The organism is Nocardia amikacinitolerans (assembly GCF_900215415.1).
Classification (GTDB): Bacteria; Actinomycetota; Actinomycetes; order Mycobacteriales; family Mycobacteriaceae; genus Nocardia; species Nocardia amikacinitolerans.
Window position 1 is genome coordinate 755,775 of record NZ_OBEG01000003.1, and the last position, 22,167, is coordinate 777,941.

Annotated in this window: 20 protein-coding genes; 9 read left to right on the forward strand and 11 right to left on the reverse strand. The window is 69.3% G+C overall.

The genetic code is table 11. The features are described from left to right. Positions 1-84: 84 nt before the first annotated feature. Entirely contained in the window at positions 85-729 is a 645-nt protein-coding gene (locus CRP45_RS17745; protein WP_097245987.1) for a hypothetical protein, read from the reverse strand. A 175-nt stretch (positions 730-904) separates the two neighbouring features. Between CRP45_RS17745 and gcvT the strand changes: the two genes are divergently transcribed. From gcvT to CRP45_RS17765, 3 genes are all read left to right on the forward strand, one after another. After that, positions 905-2,005 carry a glycine cleavage system aminomethyltransferase GcvT gene (gene gcvT / locus CRP45_RS17750; protein ID WP_067785889.1) on the forward strand — a complete coding sequence of 367 codons (1,101 nt, stop codon included), beginning with the start codon at positions 905-907 and terminating at the stop codon, positions 2,003-2,005. A 696-nt stretch (positions 2,006-2,701) separates the two neighbouring features. Next, positions 2,702-3,802 carry a branched-chain amino acid aminotransferase gene (locus tag CRP45_RS17760; RefSeq protein ID WP_067786188.1) on the forward strand — a complete coding sequence of 367 codons (1,101 nt, stop codon included), beginning with the start codon at positions 2,702-2,704 and terminating at the stop codon, positions 3,800-3,802. Between the two features lie 110 nt (positions 3,803-3,912). Further along, positions 3,913-5,232, forward strand: a complete 1,320-nt coding sequence (locus CRP45_RS17765; protein WP_097245989.1) for an outer membrane protein assembly factor BamB family protein — start codon at positions 3,913-3,915, stop codon at positions 5,230-5,232. A gap of 349 nt (positions 5,233-5,581) precedes the next feature. Here the strand turns inward: CRP45_RS17765 and CRP45_RS17770 are convergent, their stop codons facing one another. The 5 genes from CRP45_RS17770 to CRP45_RS17790 form a co-directional block, all read right to left on the reverse strand. Next, entirely contained in the window at positions 5,582-6,295 is a 714-nt protein-coding gene (locus tag CRP45_RS17770) for an MBL fold metallo-hydrolase (protein ID WP_097245990.1), read from the reverse strand. A 406-nt stretch (positions 6,296-6,701) separates the two neighbouring features. Next, positions 6,702-7,463 carry an adenosylcobinamide-GDP ribazoletransferase gene (locus CRP45_RS17775; protein WP_097245991.1) on the reverse strand — a complete coding sequence of 254 codons (762 nt, stop codon included), beginning with the start codon at positions 7,461-7,463 and terminating at the stop codon, positions 6,702-6,704. Beyond that, positions 7,460-8,536 carry a nicotinate-nucleotide--dimethylbenzimidazole phosphoribosyltransferase gene (cobT, locus tag CRP45_RS17780; RefSeq protein ID WP_097245992.1) on the reverse strand — a complete coding sequence of 359 codons (1,077 nt, stop codon included), beginning with the start codon at positions 8,534-8,536 and terminating at the stop codon, positions 7,460-7,462. The genes CRP45_RS17775 and cobT overlap by 4 nt, the downstream gene beginning before the upstream one ends. Before the next feature lie 197 nt (positions 8,537-8,733). Continuing rightward, positions 8,734-9,285: a bifunctional adenosylcobinamide kinase/adenosylcobinamide-phosphate guanylyltransferase gene (gene cobU, locus CRP45_RS17785; protein ID WP_097245993.1), complete on the reverse strand. Its 552-nt coding sequence runs from the start codon at positions 9,283-9,285 to the stop codon at positions 8,734-8,736. Between the two features lie 289 nt (positions 9,286-9,574). Continuing rightward, positions 9,575-10,549, reverse strand: a complete 975-nt coding sequence (locus CRP45_RS17790; RefSeq protein WP_097245994.1) for a helix-turn-helix domain-containing protein — start codon at positions 10,547-10,549, stop codon at positions 9,575-9,577. Between the two features lie 86 nt (positions 10,550-10,635). On the opposite strand from CRP45_RS17790, the gene CRP45_RS33910 reads away from it, so the two are divergent. Then, entirely contained in the window at positions 10,636-10,791 is a 156-nt protein-coding gene (locus CRP45_RS33910) for a hypothetical protein (RefSeq protein ID WP_157107755.1), read from the forward strand. A 434-nt stretch (positions 10,792-11,225) separates the two neighbouring features. Here the strand turns inward: CRP45_RS33910 and CRP45_RS17795 are convergent, their stop codons facing one another. Then, the gene (locus CRP45_RS17795) at positions 11,226-11,897 is read right to left on the reverse strand and encodes a DUF3043 domain-containing protein (RefSeq protein ID WP_097245995.1); all 672 of its coding nucleotides are present in this window, start codon (positions 11,895-11,897) and stop codon (positions 11,226-11,228) included. Positions 11,898-12,087: 190 nt separating this feature from the next. On the opposite strand from CRP45_RS17795, the gene CRP45_RS17800 reads away from it, so the two are divergent. Next, entirely contained in the window at positions 12,088-12,438 is a 351-nt protein-coding gene (locus CRP45_RS17800; RefSeq protein ID WP_067785873.1) for a HesB/IscA family protein, read from the forward strand. Between the two features lie 172 nt (positions 12,439-12,610). Further along, positions 12,611-13,579: a carbohydrate kinase family protein gene (locus CRP45_RS17805; RefSeq protein ID WP_067785871.1), complete on the forward strand. Its 969-nt coding sequence runs from the start codon at positions 12,611-12,613 to the stop codon at positions 13,577-13,579. A 184-nt stretch (positions 13,580-13,763) separates the two neighbouring features. On the opposite strand, the gene asnB is transcribed toward CRP45_RS17805, so the two are convergent. Further along, on the reverse strand, positions 13,764-15,707 hold the full coding sequence (gene asnB / locus CRP45_RS17810; RefSeq protein WP_097245996.1) for an asparagine synthase (glutamine-hydrolyzing): 1,944 nt from the start codon (positions 15,705-15,707) through the stop codon (positions 13,764-13,766). Between the two features lie 438 nt (positions 15,708-16,145). Between asnB and ctaC the strand changes: the two genes are divergently transcribed. Both ctaC and CRP45_RS17820 read left to right on the forward strand, forming a co-directional pair. Then, the gene (gene ctaC / locus CRP45_RS17815; RefSeq protein WP_097246137.1) at positions 16,146-17,198 is read left to right on the forward strand and encodes an aa3-type cytochrome oxidase subunit II; all 1,053 of its coding nucleotides are present in this window, start codon (positions 16,146-16,148) and stop codon (positions 17,196-17,198) included. Positions 17,199-17,211: 13 nt separating this feature from the next. Next, positions 17,212-17,628, forward strand: a complete 417-nt coding sequence (locus CRP45_RS17820; protein WP_067785865.1) for a cytochrome c oxidase subunit 4 — start codon at positions 17,212-17,214, stop codon at positions 17,626-17,628. A 61-nt stretch (positions 17,629-17,689) separates the two neighbouring features. On the opposite strand, the gene CRP45_RS17825 is transcribed toward CRP45_RS17820, so the two are convergent. Continuing rightward, positions 17,690-18,391 (reverse strand): SDR family NAD(P)-dependent oxidoreductase, encoded by a 702-nt coding sequence (locus CRP45_RS17825; protein WP_245910214.1) that lies wholly within the window; start codon positions 18,389-18,391, stop codon positions 17,690-17,692. Between CRP45_RS17825 and CRP45_RS34650 the strand changes: the two genes are divergently transcribed. Further along, the gene (locus CRP45_RS34650) at positions 18,290-18,697 is read left to right on the forward strand and encodes a hypothetical protein (RefSeq protein WP_245910220.1); all 408 of its coding nucleotides are present in this window, start codon (positions 18,290-18,292) and stop codon (positions 18,695-18,697) included. The two genes, CRP45_RS17825 and CRP45_RS34650, sit on opposite strands and share 102 nt — an antisense overlap. Before the next feature lie 185 nt (positions 18,698-18,882). Here CRP45_RS34650 and CRP45_RS17830 read toward each other — a convergent pair whose 3' ends face one another. Continuing rightward, positions 18,883-20,160: an FAD-binding oxidoreductase gene (locus CRP45_RS17830; protein ID WP_067785856.1), complete on the reverse strand. Its 1,278-nt coding sequence runs from the start codon at positions 20,158-20,160 to the stop codon at positions 18,883-18,885. A gap of 172 nt (positions 20,161-20,332) precedes the next feature. Next, positions 20,333-21,886, reverse strand: coding sequence for an alkaline phosphatase D family protein (locus CRP45_RS17835; RefSeq protein WP_097245998.1), 1,554 nt, complete (start codon positions 21,884-21,886; stop codon positions 20,333-20,335). Positions 21,887-22,167: the final 281 nt, after the last annotated feature.

The window sequence follows — 22,167 nt, forward strand, 5'->3', positions numbered from 1 at the left end:
GAGCTGACGTGTGGAGGAGCGGTGCCGGTCGCACGGCACGCTCATCGTGGTGCGCCGCGTAGTCCCCATTCGTCGAGACCGCCATCACAGATGACTGACGAAACCACCGTTGTAGACGCGGGCGACCCGCAACCTTGGTTGGTCGAAGCCTACGGCCTCTCCGGTATGGATCGCGATCAGCGAATCCGGCCCTCGCCACCATGTATCGGCAAGGCCTCGAACCTCGGGCACGGGTTCGAAATCGCGGGGCGGCAGCTCATCGATCGCGTCACCGCGAATTGTGGTGATCTGTCGAGCCCGAGTGGACGCGTGGTGAGCCAGCGCGACCGATTCGATCCAGCCTTCGATGCTCGCGTGCAGGGGCACCCACTGATCTGCGTCGATGCCGAATTCACCTGCGGGACCGATCATGAACGCGTAGCCCATCGACACACGCTGCGCACCCGCGTCGAACCACCCGACACGCTCGGGCTTCCCCGCGGGCAGGTCGCCCCACAGCATTTTCGGCCCGCCGTCGTAGTCCACCGACGGCGGCAGGACGAGTCCACCCCAGCGCTTCTGAAAATCCAGAATGCGATCGACCTGTGTTGCGGGAATACCGAACTCGAGCCACTGGTCCCCCAGCTTCTCGAAACTGGGCGATTCGACGCGAACACACTGCGTCGAAACAAACCACTCACCCCGACGCGTCAGAGGCTCAGCCGAATCGATGACGGGCCGCGTATCCACGCGACCGACGGTAACCGACTCGCGCGAACACGCGCTCCTGCCGCCTCCCCCGCGAACTTGAACGGTTTCCGTTCGTTGCCGCTGGCGCACCCTGAGGTGCGATGAGTTCCCCGGTCGACCCACACCCGGTTGTTCGGGACGCCGTGGCGCCCCGCCGAGCGGTTAAGCTCGCCGGGTGACCGAGACGAACCTGCTGCAAGGGCCGATCCATCAAGTCCACGTCGAGTTGGGTGCGACGTTCGCGCCGTTCGGCGGGTGGGAGATGCCGGTCTCGTACGCGGGGACGGTCGGGGAGCATCAGGCGGTGCGGACGGCCGTCGGCCTGTTCGATGTGAGTCATCTCGGCAAGGCGTCGGTCGCGGGTCCGGGCGCGGCGGCGTTCGTGAATTCGGCGCTGACCAACGACCTCGGCCGGATTCGGCCCGGCAAGGCGCAGTACACGCTGTGCTGCACGCCCGAGGGCGGCGTGATCGACGACCTGATCGCCTATTACGTCAGTGACGACGAGATCTTCCTCGTGCCGAACGCGGCCAACACCGCGGCGGTGGTCGCGGCGCTGCGCGCGGCGGCGCCCGAGGGGATCACCGTCACCGACGAGCACCGGGAGTACGCGGTGTTCGCGGTGCAGGGTCCGCGCTCGGCCGAGGTACTCGATGCGCTCGGCCTGCCCACCGACATGGAGTACATGGCTTACGCCGATGCCGAGTGGGACGGGCGCCCGGTCCGCGTCTGCCGCACCGGCTACACCGGCGAGCACGGCTACGAGCTGCTGCCGCGCTGGGCCGACGCCGAGGCGGTGTTCCGCGCGCTCGCAGCACAGGTGAAGGCCGCGGACGGCCAGCCAGCCGGTCTCGGCGCGCGCGACACCCTGCGCACCGAAATGGGCTACCCGCTGCACGGACACGAACTGTCCCTGGACATTTCGCCGGTGCAAGCGCGGGCAGGCTGGGCGGTCGGCTGGAAGAAGCCGGAGTTCTGGGGCAAGTCCGCACTGGAACAGGAGAAGTCGGCGGGACCGCGGCGAACCCTGTTGGGGCTCAAGGCACTCGACCGCGGCGTGCTGCGTCAAGGCCAGTCGGTGCTGCGCGACGGCGAACCCGTCGGCGAGACCACCTCGGGCACCTTCTCGCCCACGCTCAAGGTCGGCATCGCGCTCGCCCTGCTGGACACCGATGCCGATCTCCAGCCGGGCGAAGAGGTCGAGGTGGACGTGCGCGGCCGCCGGTTGCGCTGCGAGGTCGTCAAGCCGCCGTTCGTGCAGGCGCGCACCGCCTGAAACGGATTCGGCCGCGCCCGGTGTGGGCTGTAGCCCTTACCGGTGGGCGGCGGTGTGGCCTACCCGCGGGCTGGTTGGTCTTGCGATCGGCGCCGCCGCAACGCAGGCGCGGTAGTTGCTGTCTCGCCAGCGATAGCGGTGTCGATCCGTCGCCGATGACCGCGTTGAGGCCAGCGGCGTGCGCCGCGGGCGGCCCCACGGTTCGAGCCGATCCGGATGCTGATCGCATTTCGGTCACCGGTGTCGAGACGTCGCGGGTGACTGCCTGGCCGGTCGGACATTCGCCGAAATCGAGGTGGACGTGTCGCGGTCGCCGGTTGCGCTGCGAGGTCGACGAGCCGCCGTTCGTGCAGGCGCGAATCGCCTGAGAGGGATTCGCCGCAGCCGGTGCGGGCTGTCGCTCTCACCTGCGGCAGCGATGGCCGATGTGGGGCGGGCTGTTGTTCTTGCGAAAGCCGCCGCCGCCACATGGCGCGGGTGGTCGCTGTCCTCGCCAAGCGATAGCGGTGTCGATCCGTCGTGTGGCTGTCAGTGGTCAGCTGTCCTCGGCGGCCGCCTGTCCGGCCCGAGCCGAGCGCAGGTGTGCGGGGGCGGCGGCCCGACGGCTCGAGCTGATTCGTCTGCCGATCGCGCGGGCGCCGAGCCGATTCCCGACAGGTGGACAGACGAGAATCGGGCACCGATAGGATCACCTGCATGACCGTTGCCGCACAGTTCGCCCATGTTCCGCATCCTGCGCCCGCTCCGGCGCAGCGGGTACAGGAGATTCTGGCGGCGCCGGGGTTCGGCCGGTTCTTCACCGATCACATGGTGTCGATCGACTACACCGCTGGCGAGGGCTGGAGCAACGCGCGGGTCGAGCCGTACGGTCCGCTGCCGCTGGACCCGGCCACCATGGTGTTCCACTACGGGCAGGCCATCTTCGAGGGTCTCAAGGCGTACCGGCAGAGCGACGGCAGCGTCTCCTGCTTCCGTATCGACGCCAACGCGGCCCGCTTCCGCAAGTCCGCGCGCCGCATGGCGATGGCCGAGCTGCCGGAGGAACTGTTCATCGAGTCGGTGCGTCAGCTGCTCGCGGTGGACGAGCGTTGGGTGCCCGCGGCGGGCGGCGAGGATTCGCTCTACTTGCGGCCCTTCATGTTCGCCACCGAAGCGGGTCTCGGCGTGAAGCCCGCCGCCGCCTACAAGTACCTGCTGCTGGGATCGCCCGCGGGCGCGTACTTCCCGCGCGGTGTGAAGCCGGTGCGGGTGTGGCTGTCGACGGAGTACGTGCGCGCGGCGCCGGGTGGAACCGGCGAGGCCAAGGTGGCGGGCAACTACGCCGCCTCGCTGCTCGCCCAGGCGCAGGCCTCCGAAAAGGGCTGCGACCAGGTGGTGTGGCTGGACGCGTGCGAGCGCCGCTACGTCGAGGAGATGGGCACCAACAACCTGTTCTTCGTCTTCGGCTCCGGTTCCGAAGCGCGGCTGGTGACCCCCGAACTGTCCGGCTCGCTGCTGCCCGGCATCACCCGCGACTCGCTGCTGACTCTCGCCGCCGACGCGGGTTATGTCGTGGAGGAGCGCAAGATCTCGGTGGAGGAGTGGCGCAAGGGCGCCGAATCCGGCGCGATCACCGAGGTTTTCGCCTGCGGCACCGCCGCCGTGATCACCCCCGTCGGCTGGGTGCGTTCGACCGAGGGCGAATTCACCATCGGCGGTGGCGAACCGGGTGAGGTCACCATGGCGCTGCGCGACACGTTGACCGGAATCCAGCGCGGTACCTTCGCGGACATCCACGGCTGGATGCGCGGTATGTGAGCAGGGCTCCCCCCGGGGAGTGGGTGGGCCGTAGGCTCCGGCGGGACAGCCGGGGATTTGGGAGGGACGTCGTGCGTCGATCGGTAGTTGCCGGAATCGCGTTGGTGAGTATGGGTGTTTCGGCCTGCGGGGGTGGGGCGTCGGCGCCGGACAACGCGCTCAGCAGCACCACCACTATTGCCGCGCCGACCAGCACCGGGCGTCCCGCCAATCCCGAACCGGTGTGGTCGAAAGCCGCTCTGGAAATCGACAATTCACCACTCTCGTGGATCTCGACGGCCGGTGACGCGGTGCTGGTCCCGACGAAGGAAGCGCTGGTCGCGGTGGATCGATCGACCGGTCGCGAGCTGTGGCGCAGGGAACCCAAGCGGCCCGAGCAGTACTCCTACCGGGTGAGCGGCGACGCCGTCGTCTTCCTGGAGGACCAGGGCAAACCCGGCGACCCGGCGTTGGTGGAGGTGGTCGAGGCCGCCGACGGCCGGACCCTCTGGCAGACAAGCGCCGATGACGTGGTGGTCTTCGACAAAGCGATCTACACGGCCGACTGCGCGCGCGGCCGCGCGGACTGCACCTCCATGCGCCACGACCTCCGATCAGGGGAACCCACGTGGCCCGGCCCGGCTCAGGGATCGGTCGACGGCGATACCGTTGGCACCTGGCGCAATCGCGCTCCGCTGGAACCGGAGCTGGTGGCCATCGCGGTCGAGGACCCGGTCTCCACGGCGAAGCGCCCCTGGGCGGTCGTGGAGGCGTCGACGGGGACCGTTCTTCCGGGCCGGGCGGAGCATCATGCCTGGCATCAGCTCGGTGCGGGCGACCTCCTCGTGGTCACCGATCACCACGCACCCGGCGACTGCCGCGTCGCCATCAGCGCGACGGCCGCGCGCGACGGCGTCGAGCGCTACGACGCCGAGGTCTACAGCGGCCGCAAGAAGAACGGCGAGTGTCAGAACATGCTCGGCCCCGTCTTCGGCGACCAGTTCATCGGCGCGGGCACCCGCATAGCGGCGGTCACCGATTCCGGCGCGCCGCAACTGTTCGACCTCGCCACCGGCACGACGGTGTGGACCGGATCGGGCGTCGGCAGTCCGCTGGACGGCGACGACCGGTCACTGTTGTTCAGCGAGTTCGCCGACCAAGGCGCGCTGTCGTTGCTGGACATCACGACCGGCGCGACGAGATGGACGTTGCCGGATCCTGGCTTCTCGACAGCGGCGACGCAGCAACGCACGATCGTCGCCGGTGACCGGGTGGTGATCGGGGGCTTCTCCGCGTCAGAGACCGACCGCGGCTACCTCACCCTCGTCTACGACCGGGAATCGGGCCGCGAACTTCAGCGATACCGCGGCTACCTGTGTGGCGCGGGACCGGACTGGGTGGCTGTCTCGGCCGAGCGGGATGGGAAGCCGGTGCTGGAGTTCCATCGCTGAGGGAAGCGGATCACGGTGGATGTGGCCGGGTCCCTCGTGCAGCTCGGGCGCCCGGCCGCTAGGTCGCAGGGCGGGCGTGACAGCTCGGCGGTGCCCAGAGCCGAGGCCGTCGCCAGCGCAGGGCGCCTCACCCCTGTGATGGTGGGCGGCCGAACGCTCGAGGCGCGGCGGCCGGGCGCGGATGTCGCCGGGCCGCGGACTGCCACCTCACCCGTACAGTCCGGACCGTCGGTCGTCAGCCGGCACGAAGGCGACGGTGGTCGGGCAGCGGATGTGGCCGAGCCCGGCGGACAGCGCCGGCGGTCGGACGGCGGGGCCGCGGAGAGCGGTCGGCCGAGATGCCGGACGCTCAGCCCGGCATCAGCATCTGCCACTGCTCCAGGGTCTGCGGGCGCATGACGTAGTTGTGGTCGCGGATGGTCGACAGGGCGGCGCTGGGCTCGTGGGAGTACCAGTGGCCCGGGTAGACGACGGGGTCGCCGGGTAGGCCGGCGAGGTAGCGCAGGCTGCGGAACATCTCGTCGGAGTCGCCGCCGGGGAAGTCGGTGCGGCCGCAGCCGTCGACGAAGAGGGTGTCGCCCGCGATGAGGCGGTTGTCGAACAGGAAACACTGGCTGCCTGGCGTATGGCCAGGGGTGTGTAATAGCTCGATGTCGAACGCACCGACTTCGACCTTGTCGCCGTGCTCGTGGCCGGTGAGCTCGCTGGGTGCGATGCCGGTGACGTTGGCGACCCAGGCCAGTTCCTTGTTGTTCACGTGCACCGGGACGCTGGTCTTCTCGAGCAGCTCGCGCACACCGCGCAGGGTGAAGCCGAGCATGGTTCCGCCGACGTGGTCGGGGTGGTGGTGGGTGGCGAGGACGCCGGTGAGGCGCAGGCCGTCGGCCTCGGCGATGGACACCAGATCGCCCGCGGCGTACGCCGGATCCACCACAACGCATTCGCCCGTCTCCCGATCACCGATCAAGTAGGCGAAATTTCGCATCTGCGTCGCGATCGGATCACCGACGGCGTAGTCCCGCCCGGACAGCAGTTGCCGAAAATAGAGGCGCTCGGAAGACATACCGCCCACATTAGATCCTGGCCCAGACGGTTCGTGCGCCAAGTGCGTGAAAGATTCCGATAGGTCGGATCACGGCGTGCGCAAACAGGTGGCGAGTGGGTAGTGTTCCCGTCTTCGGGTGCGCGACGGAGGTCTTGATCGTCGGTGCGCAAAGCCACCGACGCCGAGCCCTCGCCGACTTCGATTGTCTGCCAAAGGTTTTCCCGGCTTGTGCGCTCGGCGCACGAACCTGGCCGAACATCGCCGCGCGACGCGACTCCGCCCGAGCCTCCTCGAAAACAGTGGTCAGCGAACCGCTCCGCAACGCGATGTGTCCATTCACGCCGGGCGGGAGAGAGACGAAGTTCATACACCGTCCAACGCGATATGAATTCGCGTGATACCGACGGTTACGTGAATTTGCGAATTATCCGGCGAGCGAGAGTCCGGCCGCCGCGATGGTGACCGAAATCTCGATTGCCGCGCCGAGCACGTCGCCGGACAAACCGCCGAATCGGCGCAGCATGTGCCGCACCACCACCACCGCGGCGACGCCCACCGCCACCGCGATGGCGACCGGTCCGAGCCAGGGATGCTCCGGCACCGCTAGGACGCCGCAAGCCAGCGCGACGATCACCCACGCCGCCCCGGTCAGCGGAGACTGGCTGTCCGCCACGAGCGCGCCGAAGGCGGTGCCCGGTGCGGGAGGAATCCCGCGGCGACATGCCAGGACGACAACGACCCGCCCGACCGCGACGGCCAGCGCCACCGCGAACCACCGTCCCGCGTCGGCCAGCGCGGCGAAGGCGAACGCCTGTACCCCGATGGCGAACACCAGCGCGGCCACTCCGAACGGCCCGACCCCGCCGCTCTTCATGATCTGCCGGGCCCGCTCCGGCGGCCCGTAACTGCCGAGACCGTCCATCGAGTCGGACAAGCCGTCGAGGTGCATGCCCCGCGTGAGCAGCGCCAGCGCCGCCACCGTCACGAGTCCGGCCAGCGGTGCACTCGCCCCGGCGGAGGTCAGCGCCCACAACAGGCCCGCCGCGATCGCGCCGAGCAGCACACCGACCAGCGGGGCCAGCGCGATCGCGCGACCCGCCGCTGCGCGATCGACGTCGTCCGGACCGCGCACCGGGAGCACGGTCAGCCACGAGACCGCCAGGCGAATCCCGCCGCCCGGTGTCATTTGGTCAGGTTGGGTGCGGCCGGGGTCTCCGCATCGGAAGTGCTGACGCCCGCCTCACCGAAAGTGGCCATCTCGGCGAGCGCGGCGACCGCGGCGCGCAGGATCGGCAAGACCGTGAGCGCGCCGGAGCCTTCGCCGAGTCGCATGCTCAGGTCGACCAGCGGTTCCATGCGCAGCTGCTTCAGCGCGAGGTCGTGCGCGGGTTCGGTGGAGCGGTGCCCCGCCAGCCACCAGGCGCTCGCGCCCGCGGCCAGATCCTCGGCGACCAACGCCGCCGCGGTGACCACAACGCCGTCCAGGATCACCGGCGTGCGCCGGGTCGCGGCCTGCGCGAGGAATCCGGCGATGGCGGCGATGTCGGCGCCCGCGGCGACACGCAGCAGATCCACCGGATCCTTGAGCACGGGTCGAGCGCGGCGCATCGCATCGCGGATCGCCGCGACCTTGCGCGACCAGCCCGCGTCGTCCACGCCGGTGCCGCGCCCGACCGCGACCACCGGCTCGGTGTCGGTGAGCGAGGCGATGAGAACGGTTGCGGGCGTGGTGTTTCCGATGCCCATGTCGCCCGCGACGAGCAGGTCGGCGCCGCTGTCTATCTCCTCGTCGGCGATGGCGCGGCCCGCGGCGATGGCGGCCTCGACCTCCGCTTGACTGAGCGCGTCCTCGCGGTCGATGGAACCGCTCGACCTGCGCACCTTGTGCTTGCCGACGACCGGATCGGTCTCGGCGTCGACCGAGATGTCGGCGACTCGCACGGTCGCGCCCGCGACGGCGGCGAGCGCGTTGACCGCCGCGCCGCCCGCGAGGAAGTTGGCGACCATCTGCGCCGTCACCTCACTCGGATACGCCGAAACACCGTGGCGCGCGACGCCGTGATCACCGGCGAAGACGACGACCCTGGCGCGCTCGAACTGCTTCGGCGGGCACACGCCCTGGCACGCGGCCACCCAATTGCCCAGCGTCTCGAGGCGGCCCAGCGCGCCTGCGGGTTTGGTCAGCTGCGTCTGCCGCTGTTCGGCGGCCGCGCGAATCCGCGCGTCGGGGGGCGCAACCGGTCCGAATCCGTGTGTCACTGTCGAGCCTCTCCGGTCGGGCGGCGTCGGCCGCACGTGCTTCCGACGCCCAATCTTGCCCGGAACGCGCCGCCCGCACCGCACCCGCCTCCGCCACCGACCGCCATTTCGCTATCGAGCGGAGTCATACGGATTCGACGGGAGTCGAATGGCGGTTCGACACGCCCGCCGAGCCACCATTTCGCTGCAGGGCATTTCTACTTCAGGCGGACGGGCAGCCCGGCGACGACGAGGAAGGCTTCGTCGCAGACCGCGGCGAGGCGCTGGTTCAGGATGCCGATCTCGTCGCGGAACAGGCGGCCGGAGCGAGTCGCGGGGATGACGCCCATGCCGACCTCCGGGCTGACGATGATCAGCCGGTCGCGGTAGTCGGCGACGGCGGAGACGAGGGCCTCGACGTCGGGGGTGACGGTGCCGCGCGGGGAATCCCAGGCGTTCAGCGCGTCGATGCGCGCGGTCAACCAGGTGCCGATGTCATCGACGAGCGTCGCGGCTCCGGGGGCGGGATCGGCGAGAACCGCTGCGGCGTCGACGCTTTCGACCACCGACCAGTCGCCGGGCCTGCGCTCCCGATGGCGGGCGATGCGTTCGGCGAAGTCGTGGTCGTCGGGATCGGGGACCGAGGTCGCCAGGTATCGCACTACCCCCGAGGCAGCGGCGAGCTGCTCCGCGAACGCGGACTTCCCCGAGCGAGCCCCGCCGAGCACAAGCGTCCGCGGCGGACGCGCGATTCCGGAATCCTGCGACACCCCCGCACGCTATCAACCGCCCGCCCACGCCACAGCCAACGCTCGGCAGTCCGATTCTCTGCTTGCAGCGGGAGCGAGCCGCCCTCCGGAAGGCTTCGGTGGCGGGGCGGGTATTCGGGCACACTAGGTGCCGCACGTCATCGCAGAATGTCGACGTTCCGGTGCTCGAGCTGAGCGCCTTCGGCTTCGGCGCGACGCAGGTGGCCTCGCCGCCGCCAGCATTGGGCGACGCCCGGTGAGCATCGCTGGACGGACTGTCCGCCCACGCCGAAGCGGTGGGACGAATCGCTCAGCTCGTCGGCGACGTAGCCCCGAAGCGGCGGCGGTATTCCGTCGGCGAGATGCCGACCAGGCGTTGGAAGTGGTGGCGGAGGAGGGCGCCGGAGCCGAAGCCCGCGCGGGCGGCGATCTGTTCGAGACCCTGCTCGGTGTCTTCCAGCAGGTGCTTGGCGTAGAGGACGCGCTGGTTGGTGAGCCATTTCACCGGTGTCGTCCCGGTCTCGGCGGCGAAGCGGCGGGCGAAGGTGCGCGTCGACATCATCGAGCGCGCGGCCAGGTCGTCGATGGTGTGCGGCAGATCCAGGTTCTCGCTCATCCATTGCAGGGTGGCGGCGAGGCTGTCGGACGTGCACGCGGGGACCGGGCGTTCGATGAACTGGCGTTGCCCGCCGTCGCGCTGCGGCGGCACGACCATGCGGCGGGCGATGCCGTTGGCGGCGGCGCTGCCGATCTCCCTGCGCACCAGGTGCAGGCAGGCGTCGATGCCAGCGGCGGTGCCCGCGCTGGTGATGAGGTTGCCCTCGTCGACGAAGAGCACGTCGGGGTCGACGGTGGCCGACGGGTAGCGCGCGGCGAGCTGATCGACGTAGCGCCAGTGCGTGGTGCATTTGCGTCCGTCGAGCAAACCGGCCGCGCCCGCGACGAACGCACCCGAGCAGACGGTCAGGATGATGGCGCCCGCGTCGGACGCGGCGCGCACGGCGTCGACGATCCGGGGGTCGAGTCCGTCCGAGAGCGCGGTGGCGGGCGCGGCGGGAATGGCGACCAGGTCCGCCTTCGGGAGTTCGTCCAGCGTGAACTCCGGTGTGATCGTCACGCCTGGCGTGGTGGAGCGGAGCGGGCGGCCGGGTTCGGCGCCGCAGACCTTGAAGTCGAAGCCGGGCAGTCCGTCGGCGGTCCGGTCGAGCCCGAAGACCTCGCAGACCACGCCGAACTCGAACATGGCCAGCTTCTCGAACAGCACGACGGCGACCTTCGACAGCATGATCCGAGGGTACCTGGCCGGATCTTTGCGAACAATGACTTTGCTGCCACTTTCGGCGGAAAATTGGTCAGCGCAAAATTACTGCCATGCTGACTTTCTTTCTCCTCGCGACAGTCATCGTGGCCGCGTCCCTGTTCCTCGCTCGCGGTCGCGGACTCACCGGCTCCACGCACGTGACCGACCGCGACGCGCAGCGGCTGCGGTCCGAACTCGACGCCATCCGCTTCTCGCACCACCGCTGAAACACGCCGTTGCCAACGCGCCGTGCGACCGCTGTCGCCGGTCAGCGCCGTTGGCGGCGGCGATCAGCGGCGAATCCGCTTGGCCGAGCCGCCGCGGTCGGTGCGGTCGGTGCGAAACGCCGAACGGCCGTTCGCGGCACCCGCCACGAACGGCCGAACTCGAGTAAGACGCAGCCGGTGCCGCGACCAGAATGGTCGGTGCGGTAACCGACCGAAGGCCGCCTTCATCCCGCCAGACCGACTGGACGTGACCTTCATTCACCCGATCTGCGTGCACCGGTGAACCGACCGAGGGTGACCTTTGGTGCGGTGGGGCGACCAATGGTGACCTTTGGTTGGCGTTGGGTGGCCAACCTTGTGGACGGGGCGCTAGAGGCGCTGCCGGACGAAGTCCATCTACAGCCCCGTGGTTGGAGCGAACGCGGAGGTGCGCCCTACACCGCGTCGCCGGGCGAGACCCGCGGCTTCGGCGCCCGCATCTTGCGGATCTGCGAGGCGCGGACGAAGGCGTACCAGCCGAGGCGGAAGCCGGTGTCGGTGCTGTCGGGGAACCGCTCGCGGACCCGGTTGTTCACGATCCGGCCGAGGATGACGCCCTCGATGATCATGAACAGCATCATCACCAGCATGGCCAACGTCACGATCGTCTGCAGGCCGGGCGCGGCGAACATCGACATGATCAGCACCAGCGCCATCGGCATGAACAGGCCGACGAGGTTGCGCCGGGCGTCGACGAGGTCGCGCACGTAGGCGCGGACCGGACCCTGGTCGCGCGGCAGCAGGTACTTGTCCTCGCCCGCGAGCATGCGCGCCCGGCGCTCCTGGGCCGCCTGCCTGCGCTCGGCGCTCGCGGCCTTGCGCTCTTCCTTGGTGCCGCGGGTCGCCTTGCGGCGGGCCCTGGCTTCCTTGGCGGTCAACGGCGCAGGCGCGACGGGCCCGCGCCGCTTGCCTTCGGCCTCACGGCGTTTCGGGGTCGGACGGCCTTTGCCCGGGGTGAGCGTGGGCGTCGTCTTGGTGGTGATGGCGGTCGAGCCGCCGTCCGCGTCCGCCGTGGTGTCGGCGGTCGCGTCGGTGGTGCTGGACTCGCCGCGACGGAACAATTTCACAGCAACCAGGCTATTCGATGCGTCAGCCGGCCGGAAATGCGGTCGTGCGATACACCACTGAACACCGAGGTTGTGTCATCGCGCGAGGGGCCGAGTGGCAAGATGGGGAATAGCAGCCCGCTGAGTGGTGTTGACTCCACGAGCCGTGCGCTGTTCACGGGTTGACCCACAGCTGTCCTTAGGAGAGTTCATGACTGTGCCGAACGAGACGACCACCCACGGTGTGACGCTGACCGATGCCGCCGCCTCGAAGGCCAAGGCGCTGCTGGATCAGGAGGGCCGCGACGACCTGGCGCTGCGCATCGCGGTGCAGCCCGGTGGCTGTGCGGGTCTGCGCTACCAGCTCTTCTTCGACGACCGCTCGCTCGACGGCGACCTGACCGTCGACTTCGGCGGCGTCACCCTGGCCGTCGACCGGATGAGCGCCCCCTACGTGCAGGGCGCCTCGATCGACTTCGTCGACACCATCGAGAAGCAGGGTTTCACCATCGACAACCCGAACGCCACCGGCTCCTGCGCCTGCGGCGACTCCTTCAACTGACCCGCGAAAAGAGCGCATTCGCTCGAAGTGTGCGCGGCTGTCGACCACTCGCGTCCAGCCGCGCCACCTGACGCCAGTGCCTCTGTAGCGCACCGCGGATCGGCTACGGTGGGAGCGGGATCACGATCTTCGCTCCCACCGCCTGCCGCCTACCGTTGAAGGGCTCAGCCTCGTGTCTATCGCCGTGTCCGCGTCCATCGCGACCGACCACCTCATGCGTTTCCCCGGACGGTTCGCCGATGTGCTCCTGGCCGATCAGCTCGACCATGTCTCGCTGAGCTTTCTCGTCGACGATCTGCAGATCCGCCGCGGCGGCGTGGCGGGCAACATCGCCTACGCCATGGGCGTGCTGAACCGCGAGCCGCTGCTGGTCGGCGCGGTCGGCGCCGATTTCGCCGACTACCGCGCCTGGCTCGAGCGGCACGGCGTCGACTGCTCGACCGTGCACGTCTCCGATCGCGCGCACACCGCCCGCTTCGTCTGCACCACCGACGACGACATGGCGCAGATCGCGTCCTTCTACCCCGGCGCGATGAGCGAGGCACGCGACATCTCCCTCGCCGAACTCGCCGAGACCAAGCAGCTGGATCTGGTGCTCGTCGGCGCCAACGACCCCGAGGCGATGCTGCGCCACACCGAGGAATGCCGCGAGCTCGGCATCCCGTTCGCGGCCGACCCCTCCCAGCAGCTCGCCCGCCTGGACGGCGATCAGGCGGTGCGCCTGATCGACGGCGCCGCTTACCTTTTCACCAACAAGTACGAGTGGGCGCTGCTGCTGCAGAAGACCGGCCTGAGCGAGGACGAGGTCGCCAAGCGGGTCGGGATCCGGGTCACCACGCTCAGCGCCGACGGCGTGCAGATCATCGACAACGACGGCACCGAGATCCACGTCGGCGTGGTCCCCGAGCGCACCAAGGTCGAGCCGACCGGCGTCGGCGATGCCTTCCGCGCGGGCTTCCTCACTGGCCACACCGCCGGCCTGAGCCTGGAGCGCTCCGCCCAGCTCGGTTCGCTGGTCGCGGTCCTGGTGCTGGAGACCATGGGCACCCAGGAGTGGACGCTCAACAAGGACGACGCGCTCGAGCGCCTCACCGAGGCGTACGGCGCCGAGGCCGCCGCCGACATCAAGCCGCTGCTCTGAGCATCGGATAGCGGCCGCCCGTCGACGGCGGCCGCATCGGACCCGGCCGGAGCGACATGGACGAACGCCGGAGCTCGCGAGACGACAGCACAGCGCCCCTCGGTCCACCGACCGAGGGGCGCTGTTGTCTTCGAGGCCTACGGCGTTGTCTTCGGGGCTTGACGACGCGCGCGTTTGCGGGCCGCTACAGCGACACCGGGTACACCGGCTCCTGGATCTCCGGCTTGATCCGATCCTCGACGAAGATGCCGTGCCACACCATGAACACCAGCAGCGTCCACAGCCGCCTGCTGTGATCGGAACGTCCCGCGCGGTGGTCGTCGAGCATGGTCTTGATCGCAGCCTTGTCCAGCAGGTGGTCGGTCTGCGAGTCGGCGATCTGCGCCTGCGCCCAGTCGTAGAGCTCGGTGCCGCGCAACCAATGCCGCAGCGGGACCGGGAAGCCCAGCTTGGCGCGGTGCAGCACGTGCGGGGGCACGATGCCCTCCAGCGCCTGACGCAGCGCGTACTTGGTGGTCTCCTTGGTGATCTTCTGCTCGAAGGGCAGTTGCTCGGCGACCTTCAGCACCTCGGCGTCGAGGAACGGCACGCGCAGCTCGAGCGAGTTGGCCATGGTCATCTTGTCGGCCTTGACCAGGATGTCGCCGCGCAACCAGGTGAACAGGTCCAGGTGCTGCATCCGCGCCACCGGGTCCCAGCCGCGCGACTGGCCGTAGATCGGGGCGGTGACGTCCTGGTGGGTCCACTCCGGGCGGAACTCGCGCAGCACGGCGCGCAGCTGAGCGTCGTTGAAGCTGCGGGCGTTGCCGTAGTAGCGCTCCTCCAGCGTCAGCGAGCCGCGGTGCAGCAGGCTCTTGCCTCGGGTGCCGTCCGGAATGCGGTCGGACAGCTTGCCCGCCAGCTTGCGCACACCCTTCGGCAGATACTCGAAAGGCTTGAGCGACAACGGTTCCCGGTAGATGGTGTAGCCGCCGAACAGCTCGTCGGCGCCCTCGCCGGAGAGAACGACCTTGACGTGCTTGCGCGCCTCTTTGGCGACGAAGTACAGCGGAACGAGCGCCGGGTCGGCCACCGGGTCGTCCAGGTACCAGACGATCTCGGGGATGGCGGCGGCGAATTCGGCGGGGGAGACCACCTTCACGATGTGGCGGGCGCCGATCGCCTCGGCGCTCTCGGCGGCCACGTCCACCTCGGAGTAGCCCTCGCGCTCGAACCCGGTGGTGAACGTGATCAGCTTCGGGTTGTGCCGCATGGCCAGCGCCGCGACCGCAGTGGAGTCGATGCCGCCGGACAGGAACGACCCGACGGTCACGTCGGCGCGCATGTGCTTGGCGACCGAGTCCTCGAGCGCCGCCGCGATCTCGCGGTAGCGAGCGGCTTCCGAACCCGCCGCGAACGGACGCACCTGGAAAGTCGGCCGGAAGTAGCGGGTGAACTTCGGCTCTTCGCCGGGACGGACGGTCGCGTAGGTGCCCGACTCCAGCCGCCGGATGCCCTTGTGCAGGGTCTCGGGCTCCGGCACGTACTGCAACACCGTGTAGTGCTCCAGCGCGCGCGGGTCCAGCTCGTCGGAGGACCGCAGCGCGGGCAGCAGGTCGAGCAGGCTCTTCTTCTCGCTGCCGAAGGCCGTGCCGCCGGGGCCGGTGGCCAGGAACAGCGGCTTGATGCCGAACGGATCGCGGGCAAGGAACAGTTCGCTGGTCTCGGTGTCCCAGATCGCGAAGGCGAACATGCCGCGCAGCCGCCGCACGGCCTCCGCGCCCCAGTAGTGGAAGGCCGCGACGATCGCCTCGCTGTCGCCCTCGGTGGCGAACATCTTCCCGTCCGGGAATTCGGCGCCGTGCGCCGCCGCCAGCTCCTCGCGCAGCTCGATGTAGTTGTAGATCTCGCCGTTGAAGGTCAGCGCGTAGCGCTGCGGGTTCTCGGCGGGTCCCCAGCGCAGCGGCTGGTGCGAGTGCTCGATATCGATGATCGACAGGCGGTTGAAGCCGAAGACCAAGTGGTCGTCGTGCCAGGTGCCGCGCTCGTCGGGGCCGCGGTGGCGCATGCAGTGCAGCGCGTTGTAGACCTGGTCGACCACGTCGGATGTCGCCGCGTCAGATGTCAGGAATCCGAGCAGTCCGCACACGGTGTCGGCAACCTCGTTTCTCCGGTGGGGACGCCACGCGTTCGGGCGTCCGGATGGCTGGGGGTGCTGCGGCGCGCGCCACGCACACCGCGGGCCGAAATGTTGTGTCCGAGTATGCCGCACGCGGGGGATCCGCGCGGCGCGCGCGTCCTGTCCTGCGCGGATGCGCTGGTGACCGCGCTTGCCCCCGCCCCGGCGGAGTGTCGAACGCGACCCGACGACAAGGAGGACGCCGGTTTGGTCTACGCTGCGTAGTACTCAGGCCATTCTCAGGCGACGCGTGCGCGGAGTCGGATGCCCGCCGGGACGGCCTGACATGTGCTTGGAATGTGTCGTCAGGGCGGATCGCGGCCCCGGCGGCGCACTGTCGGAATGTGTGGCGACCAGGAAGGCGTGAGCGTGGCGCACAAGGCGAGCGAAGAGATCGGGGCACGACCCGTGAAGGGTCGGCAGGGCCGCGTCCTTCGGCGGGCCGGGCTGGCGGTGTCCTTGGGGATCACCGCGATGCTCGTCTCGGGCTGCTCGATCGACAATGTTTGGCTGCGGTTCGGCTGGCCCTCGGGTGTCACGCCGCAGGCCACCCGGATGCGGGAGCTGTGGACCTGGTCGGTCGTCGCCGCGCTGGCGATGGGTGTGCTGGTCTGGGGTCTGACCTTCTGGACGATCGCGTTCCACCGCAAGAAGAAGGACTCCCCGGAGTTCCCGCGGCAGACCGGTTACAACGTGCCGCTCGAGCTGACCTACACGGCGATCCCGTTCGTCATCATCGCCGTGCTGTTCTACTTCACCGTGGTCGTGCAGAACTACGTCCACGAGAAGGTCGACAACCCGGACGTGACGGTCGACGTCACCGCTTTCCAGTGGAACTGGAAGTTCGGCTACCGCGAGGTCGACTTCAAGGACGGCTACCAGTTCAACGGCATCGACTCCGTCCGCGAGGACGCCGCGCAGGCGCAGCTGCGGGAGTACGAGGAGCGGACCAAGGACGGTCACCCGCAGCCGGGCCCGGTGCACGGCAAGCCGGAGAACGACATCCTCTCCTACCTGCACTACGACACCGTCGAGACCGTCGGCTCCAGCAGCGAGATCCCGGTCCTGGTGCTGCCGACCGGCAAGATCATCGAGTTCCAGCTCGCCGCCGCCGACGTGATCCACTCCTTCTGGGTGCCGGAGTTCCTGTTCAAGCGCGACGTGATGCCGAACCCGAAGGAAAACCAGTCGGACAACGTCTTCCAGATCACCAAGATCGAGAAGGAAGGCGCGTTCGTCGGCCGTTGCGCCGAGATGTGCGGTACCTTCCACTCGATGATGAACTTCGAGGTCCGCGCCGTTTCGCCGGAGAAGTTCACCCGGTACCTTGACGAGCGTCGCGCGGGCAAGACCAACGCCCAGGCGCTCGAGGCCATCGGTGAGTCCCCCGTCGCCACCTCTACCCGGCCGTTCAACACCGACCGCTCGGTCAAGAGCGCGGCCGCGCCCGAGACCAAGTGAGGACTGATCTGACATGAAGATCGAAGCGCGCATTTTCGAACTGCTGACGGTGTTCTTCGTCATCGTCGGCATCGTGTACGGCTTCTTCACCGCCCAGTCGCGCACCGGCATCGAGTGGGCGGGCACCACCGCGATCGTGCTGACCGCGGGCCTGTCGCTGATCATCGGCACCTACTTCCGGTTCGTCGCCCGTCGTCTGGACCTGCGTCCTGAGGACTACGAGGACGCCGAGATCGTGGACGGCGCAGGCGACCTCGGCTTCTTCTCGCCGGGCAGCTTCTGGCCCATCACCCTGGCGGCCGCCGGTTCGGTCACCGCCCTGGGCCTGGCCTTCTTCGAGCCGTGGCTGATCGCGGTCGGCGTGCTGTGCGTGCTCGCCGCGGCGGCGGGCCTGGTGTTCGAGTACCACCTCGGTCCCGAGAAGCACTGAGCGTAAGCACGAAGCGCCCCACCGGAATTCCGGTGGGGCGCTTTGCTGTTCCGGGACGGGCTCAGAGGCCGAAAGCGTGGCGCAGGCGAGTGGTGGAGCGGGGCGCGACGCCGACCAGGCCGCGCAGGGTTCGGGCGAGGCGCGAGTGTTCCGCGTCGCGGGCGGTGATGGCGGCCTCGACGGCACGGGCGACTTCCGCGGGGCCGCGGTCGTACTCGTCGGCGAATGCCGCCTCCGTTCCGGCCGCGGCGGGATCGGCGTGCACCGCCGGATAGTCGATCGCGGTGACCTGGATGCCGCGCGAGCCGAGTTCGGCCTCGGCGCACTCGGCGAAGGTGGTCCAGGCGGCCTGCGAACTCGCGTAGGAGGCGAAACTGGCCGCCGCCGCGGCATTGTGGTGCGCGGGGCCGACATTCACGACGTGGCCGGAACCGGAATTGAGCATCGCGGGCAGCAAGCCGAGCGTCAGCCGCAGCGGGCCGAAGTAGTTGACCGCCATCATGCGCTGATAGTCGCGGAAGCGGTCCAAGGATTCCGCGACCGGGCGGTGTAGCGGGCGTCCGGCGTTGTTCACCAGGACGTCGACCGAGCCGAATTCCGCGAGCACCCAGGTGACGAGCTGATCGACATCGCCGAGGGCGGAGATGTCGCACCGGAACCAGTGCGCCCGGCCCCCGGCGGACGTGATCTCCTCGCAGGTGGTGATCAGCTGATCACCGCGCCGGGCGACCAGGAGCAGCTGGGCGCCGCGATCGGCCAGCAGCGCGGCGGTGGCGCGGCCGACCTCGGAGCATGCGTCGGTGAGCAGGACACGCTTGCCCGCCAGGGAATCGGCGGCGGACTGGTCTGCGCCTTGATGATTCGCGCCAGCTCGATCCGCACCGTTTCGATTCGCGCCAGCTCGATCCGCACCGGTTCGATTCCCGCGGGATCGATCTGCGCTGGGTCGGTTCGCACGGGGTTGGTCTGCGCTGGGTCGATCGGGTTCGTGCCGGTCTGCGCCGGGCCGATCCGCACCGGGATCCGCACCGCCTCGGCGGCCGCCGGATTGTCCGGCGCGCGGTGCTGACGCGCGAAGCTTGCGTTCGACGAAACGGGCCGGGGCGGGGCGGAATTCGAGCATCGACACAGCTACCTTCGCATTGGAGACACGCTGAACGAACCCATCGGCACCCCGCCGACAATGCCGAGTCGACCGCGGCCGCCGAGTGGCTAGGGAGCTACCACTCGGCGACTCGTACGGTGCGGCACAGTCTAATCGGCCGATTCGTAGCGCATGGCGTGTTCGGACGCGCAGATCTCATCGATTCCGGCGACGATGTCGCGCAGCAGTTCCGAGGGCAGCGCGGACGGACGCAACCGGCAGGTGAAGGTGATCAGGCCGTGGTCCTCGGCGGGCAGGTTGCGCGCGGCGGCCTCGGACCGCAGGTAGGTCGAGCGCACGCCGTAGGTCATCGCGGAGATGACGGTGAAGCAGCCGGTGCGTTCCCGGTGGCCGGAGAACAGGTCGTGCAGCCGGTAGAACACCGACGCGTAGGTCGACAGCGGCGCGAAAACGCCCACGCGGTAGGCGGGTCCGCGCTCCGAGGAGCTGATCACCGTGTCGGCGAGGTACTCCGCGTCGCGCAGCGTGAGCACCTTGGGGGCGAACATCAGCGCGCCCGCCGCGGCGTTGCGCACCGGCATGCCCGCCTTGCCGCCCGCGTGCGAGGCGATGGCGCCCAACGACTTCCGGGTGCGCGTGCCGACCTCGCGGCGGGCACGCAGCGAACGAGTCGGCGTGGTCGGGTACAGGCTGGACCACTGACCGAAGCGCACGGTGCCGAGTTGCACGTGGCCGGTGCCGACCGGCCTGGCCACCTTCAGCGGCGCGGTGTCGACCCAGCGGCCGACCTGCAACGCCGCGTTGCCCGGGCGCGCGATCTCCGAATGCGCGTGCTCGACGAAGGAATCGAAATCGAGGAACCGGTCGGCGTCGGTGGTGAGCCAGGTGTGGTCCTTGTCGATGTCGACCGCGTCCAGGGTGAGCGCGGTGATGATGCCCGCGCGCCCGCCCGCGCCGAGGATGCGGTGGAAGCGCTCGGTGTGGTGGTTGCGTCCGCAGGTGCCGATGCGCCCGTCCGGGTCGACGTATTCCAGATCCACGATCTGGTCGATGAACAGCCCGTAACGGTGCGAGGCGCTGCTCACGCCGCCGACCGAGGCGAATCCGCCCGCGGTGATGTCGCGATGGTCGCCGACGATGGGCAGGCCGAGTCCGTGCGCGCCGAGGCGGCGGTCGATGTCGGAGAGCTTGGCGCCCGCCTGCACGCGGACGGTGCGACGGCCCAGGTTGATGTCGAGCACCGAATTCATCCGGCGCAGCGAGACGACGGTGCGCTGATCGGGCAGCGTCAGGTTGTCGTCGATCGGCTCGCCGCCGCGGACCGTCAGACGTTCCGCGCGACCCCGTGAATCCCGCACCGTGCGAACGACATCCGCGGTGTCACGGGGTAGATATTCTTCGGCGGAGACAGTCTGCGGCGTGCTCATGGCACGACAGCTAACCACAGTCTGGCGCTCGGTGCGCACCCGAAGTCGGAGGCTCTTTCCCCGCACCCGAACAACCCCTTTCGACCTGCGGTTATGCGGATTTCGCACGCCTCGGGAATCGGCCCTTCGGACACTCGAATCGGCACGGCGCGCATCGGCTCTCGATCGTGGCTCAGCGGCCGGGCGCCGGCAGGCGCTGAGCGAACAACACCGCGCCCGTCGCGTCGCACAGATTCACCGTCAGCTCGGCGGTGCGGCCGTCGATGTGGACCTCGCCGAAATGCTGATAGGCGGCGTCCAGCGGCGAGGTGTTCGGTACGGGCGGCGCGTGCACGAACACCGCCTCGGGACCGAACGTGGGATCGAGTTGGTTGGGGCCGAAGGCGCCCGCGTTGAGCGGTCCGGAGACGAACTCCCAGAACTCGTCGAAATCGGTGAACGCCGCGCGTTCGGGGGAGTAGCGGTGCGCCGCCGTGTAATGGACGTCGGCGGTCAGCCACACCACGCCGGTCACCCGGTTCGCTTTGATCGCCGAAAGCACCTGCGCGATCTCGGTTTCCCGGCCCGATGGTGCGCCGGGTGCGCCGTTGGCCGGCCCCTCGAACGCGGTCTTGCCGTCCGGCACGATCACGCCGAGCGGCAGGTCGGCGGCGACGATCTTCCAGGTGGCTCGGGAGTCGCGCAGGCCCTCGATCAGCCATTTCGTCTGTGCCGCACCGAAGACCCTGCCTTCGGGCGCGGTGTTGGCGCCGTTGGCGTCCTTGTAGGCGCGCATGTCCAGGACGAATACGTCCAGCAGCGGGCCGTAGGAGATCTTGCGGTACAGCCTGCCGTCGACGGCTTCCTTCGGATCCAGCGGCATCCACTCGTGGAACGCTTGCCAGGCGCGGGTGGCCAGGGTGTCCATGCTTCGCTCGGTGTAGCCCTTGTCCGCGGCGACGGTGCCGCCGGGGGACCAGTTGTTGACCGTCTCGTGGTCGTCCCACTGAACCAGTTGGGCCACCGAGGCATTGAACCTTCGATAGTTCTGATCGGTCAGGTTGTAGGCGTATTGGCCGCGGAACTGGTCGAGGGTCTGCGCGACCGCGCTCTTGGCCTCGGTGACGGTGTTGCGCCAGATCCGGCCGTCGGGCAGGGTGACCGACTCCTGGAGCGGGACGTCGGCGTAGACCACGTCGCCGGAATGCAGGAACAGGTGCGGGTCGCGCGCGGCCATGGTGGCGAAGATCGTCATCCCGCCGAGGTCCGGGTTGATGCCGTATCCCTGACCCGCGACGTCGCCGGACCATTGAATCCTGATGTCGGACTGGGTGGTCGGCGCGGTGCGGAACACGCCCTGCAGCGGCTCGGAGGTCGCGCCGTCCTCGGCTTCGAGGGTGACGCGGTAGTGCACCAGCGAGCCTGCGGGCAGGCCCGCGACGCGGACCCGTCCGGTGCCGTCGGTGTCGGGGGTGAGCAGCGGGCCGGTGAAACGGCGCGCGTCGGTGAAGGATTCGGTGGCGGCTGTCTCCACGATCAGCGTGGCGGGCCGGTCCGAGCGGGCCCAGATCAGCGCGCCGTCCGAGCGCGGGTCGCCGACCGCGAGCCCGTGCGTCAGATTCGGACGCTGGCGGACCAGCCCCGGACCGTCGTCGCCGCAGGCGGCCAGCGCGGGCGCGGCCACCAGGCCGAGCGCGGAAGTACGCAGCAGGGTGCGCCGGGAGAGTGCGGAATGACCGGGAGCCATGGATTTCAGCCTCACGCAGGGAATTCAACGTGGGGTGAACGGGTGTGGTCCGCGGGGCCAACAGGCGGTTGGCGGACACACGAATCTGTGCAGGCTCGCCGAAGGTGGCGGCGGCTGGGCGCGCCCAGCTCACCGACGTACGGGCGCGGTCATTCGCCGTGCTGACTCGCGCTCGGTGGCCACCGGTGCCGCGGCGGGTCGCGTGGGGTTCGGCGGCCTTCGCTCAGGACTCGAGTCGAATGTTCGCCGTGCGAGGCCTTCGCTGTGGCCGCTCGTCGCCC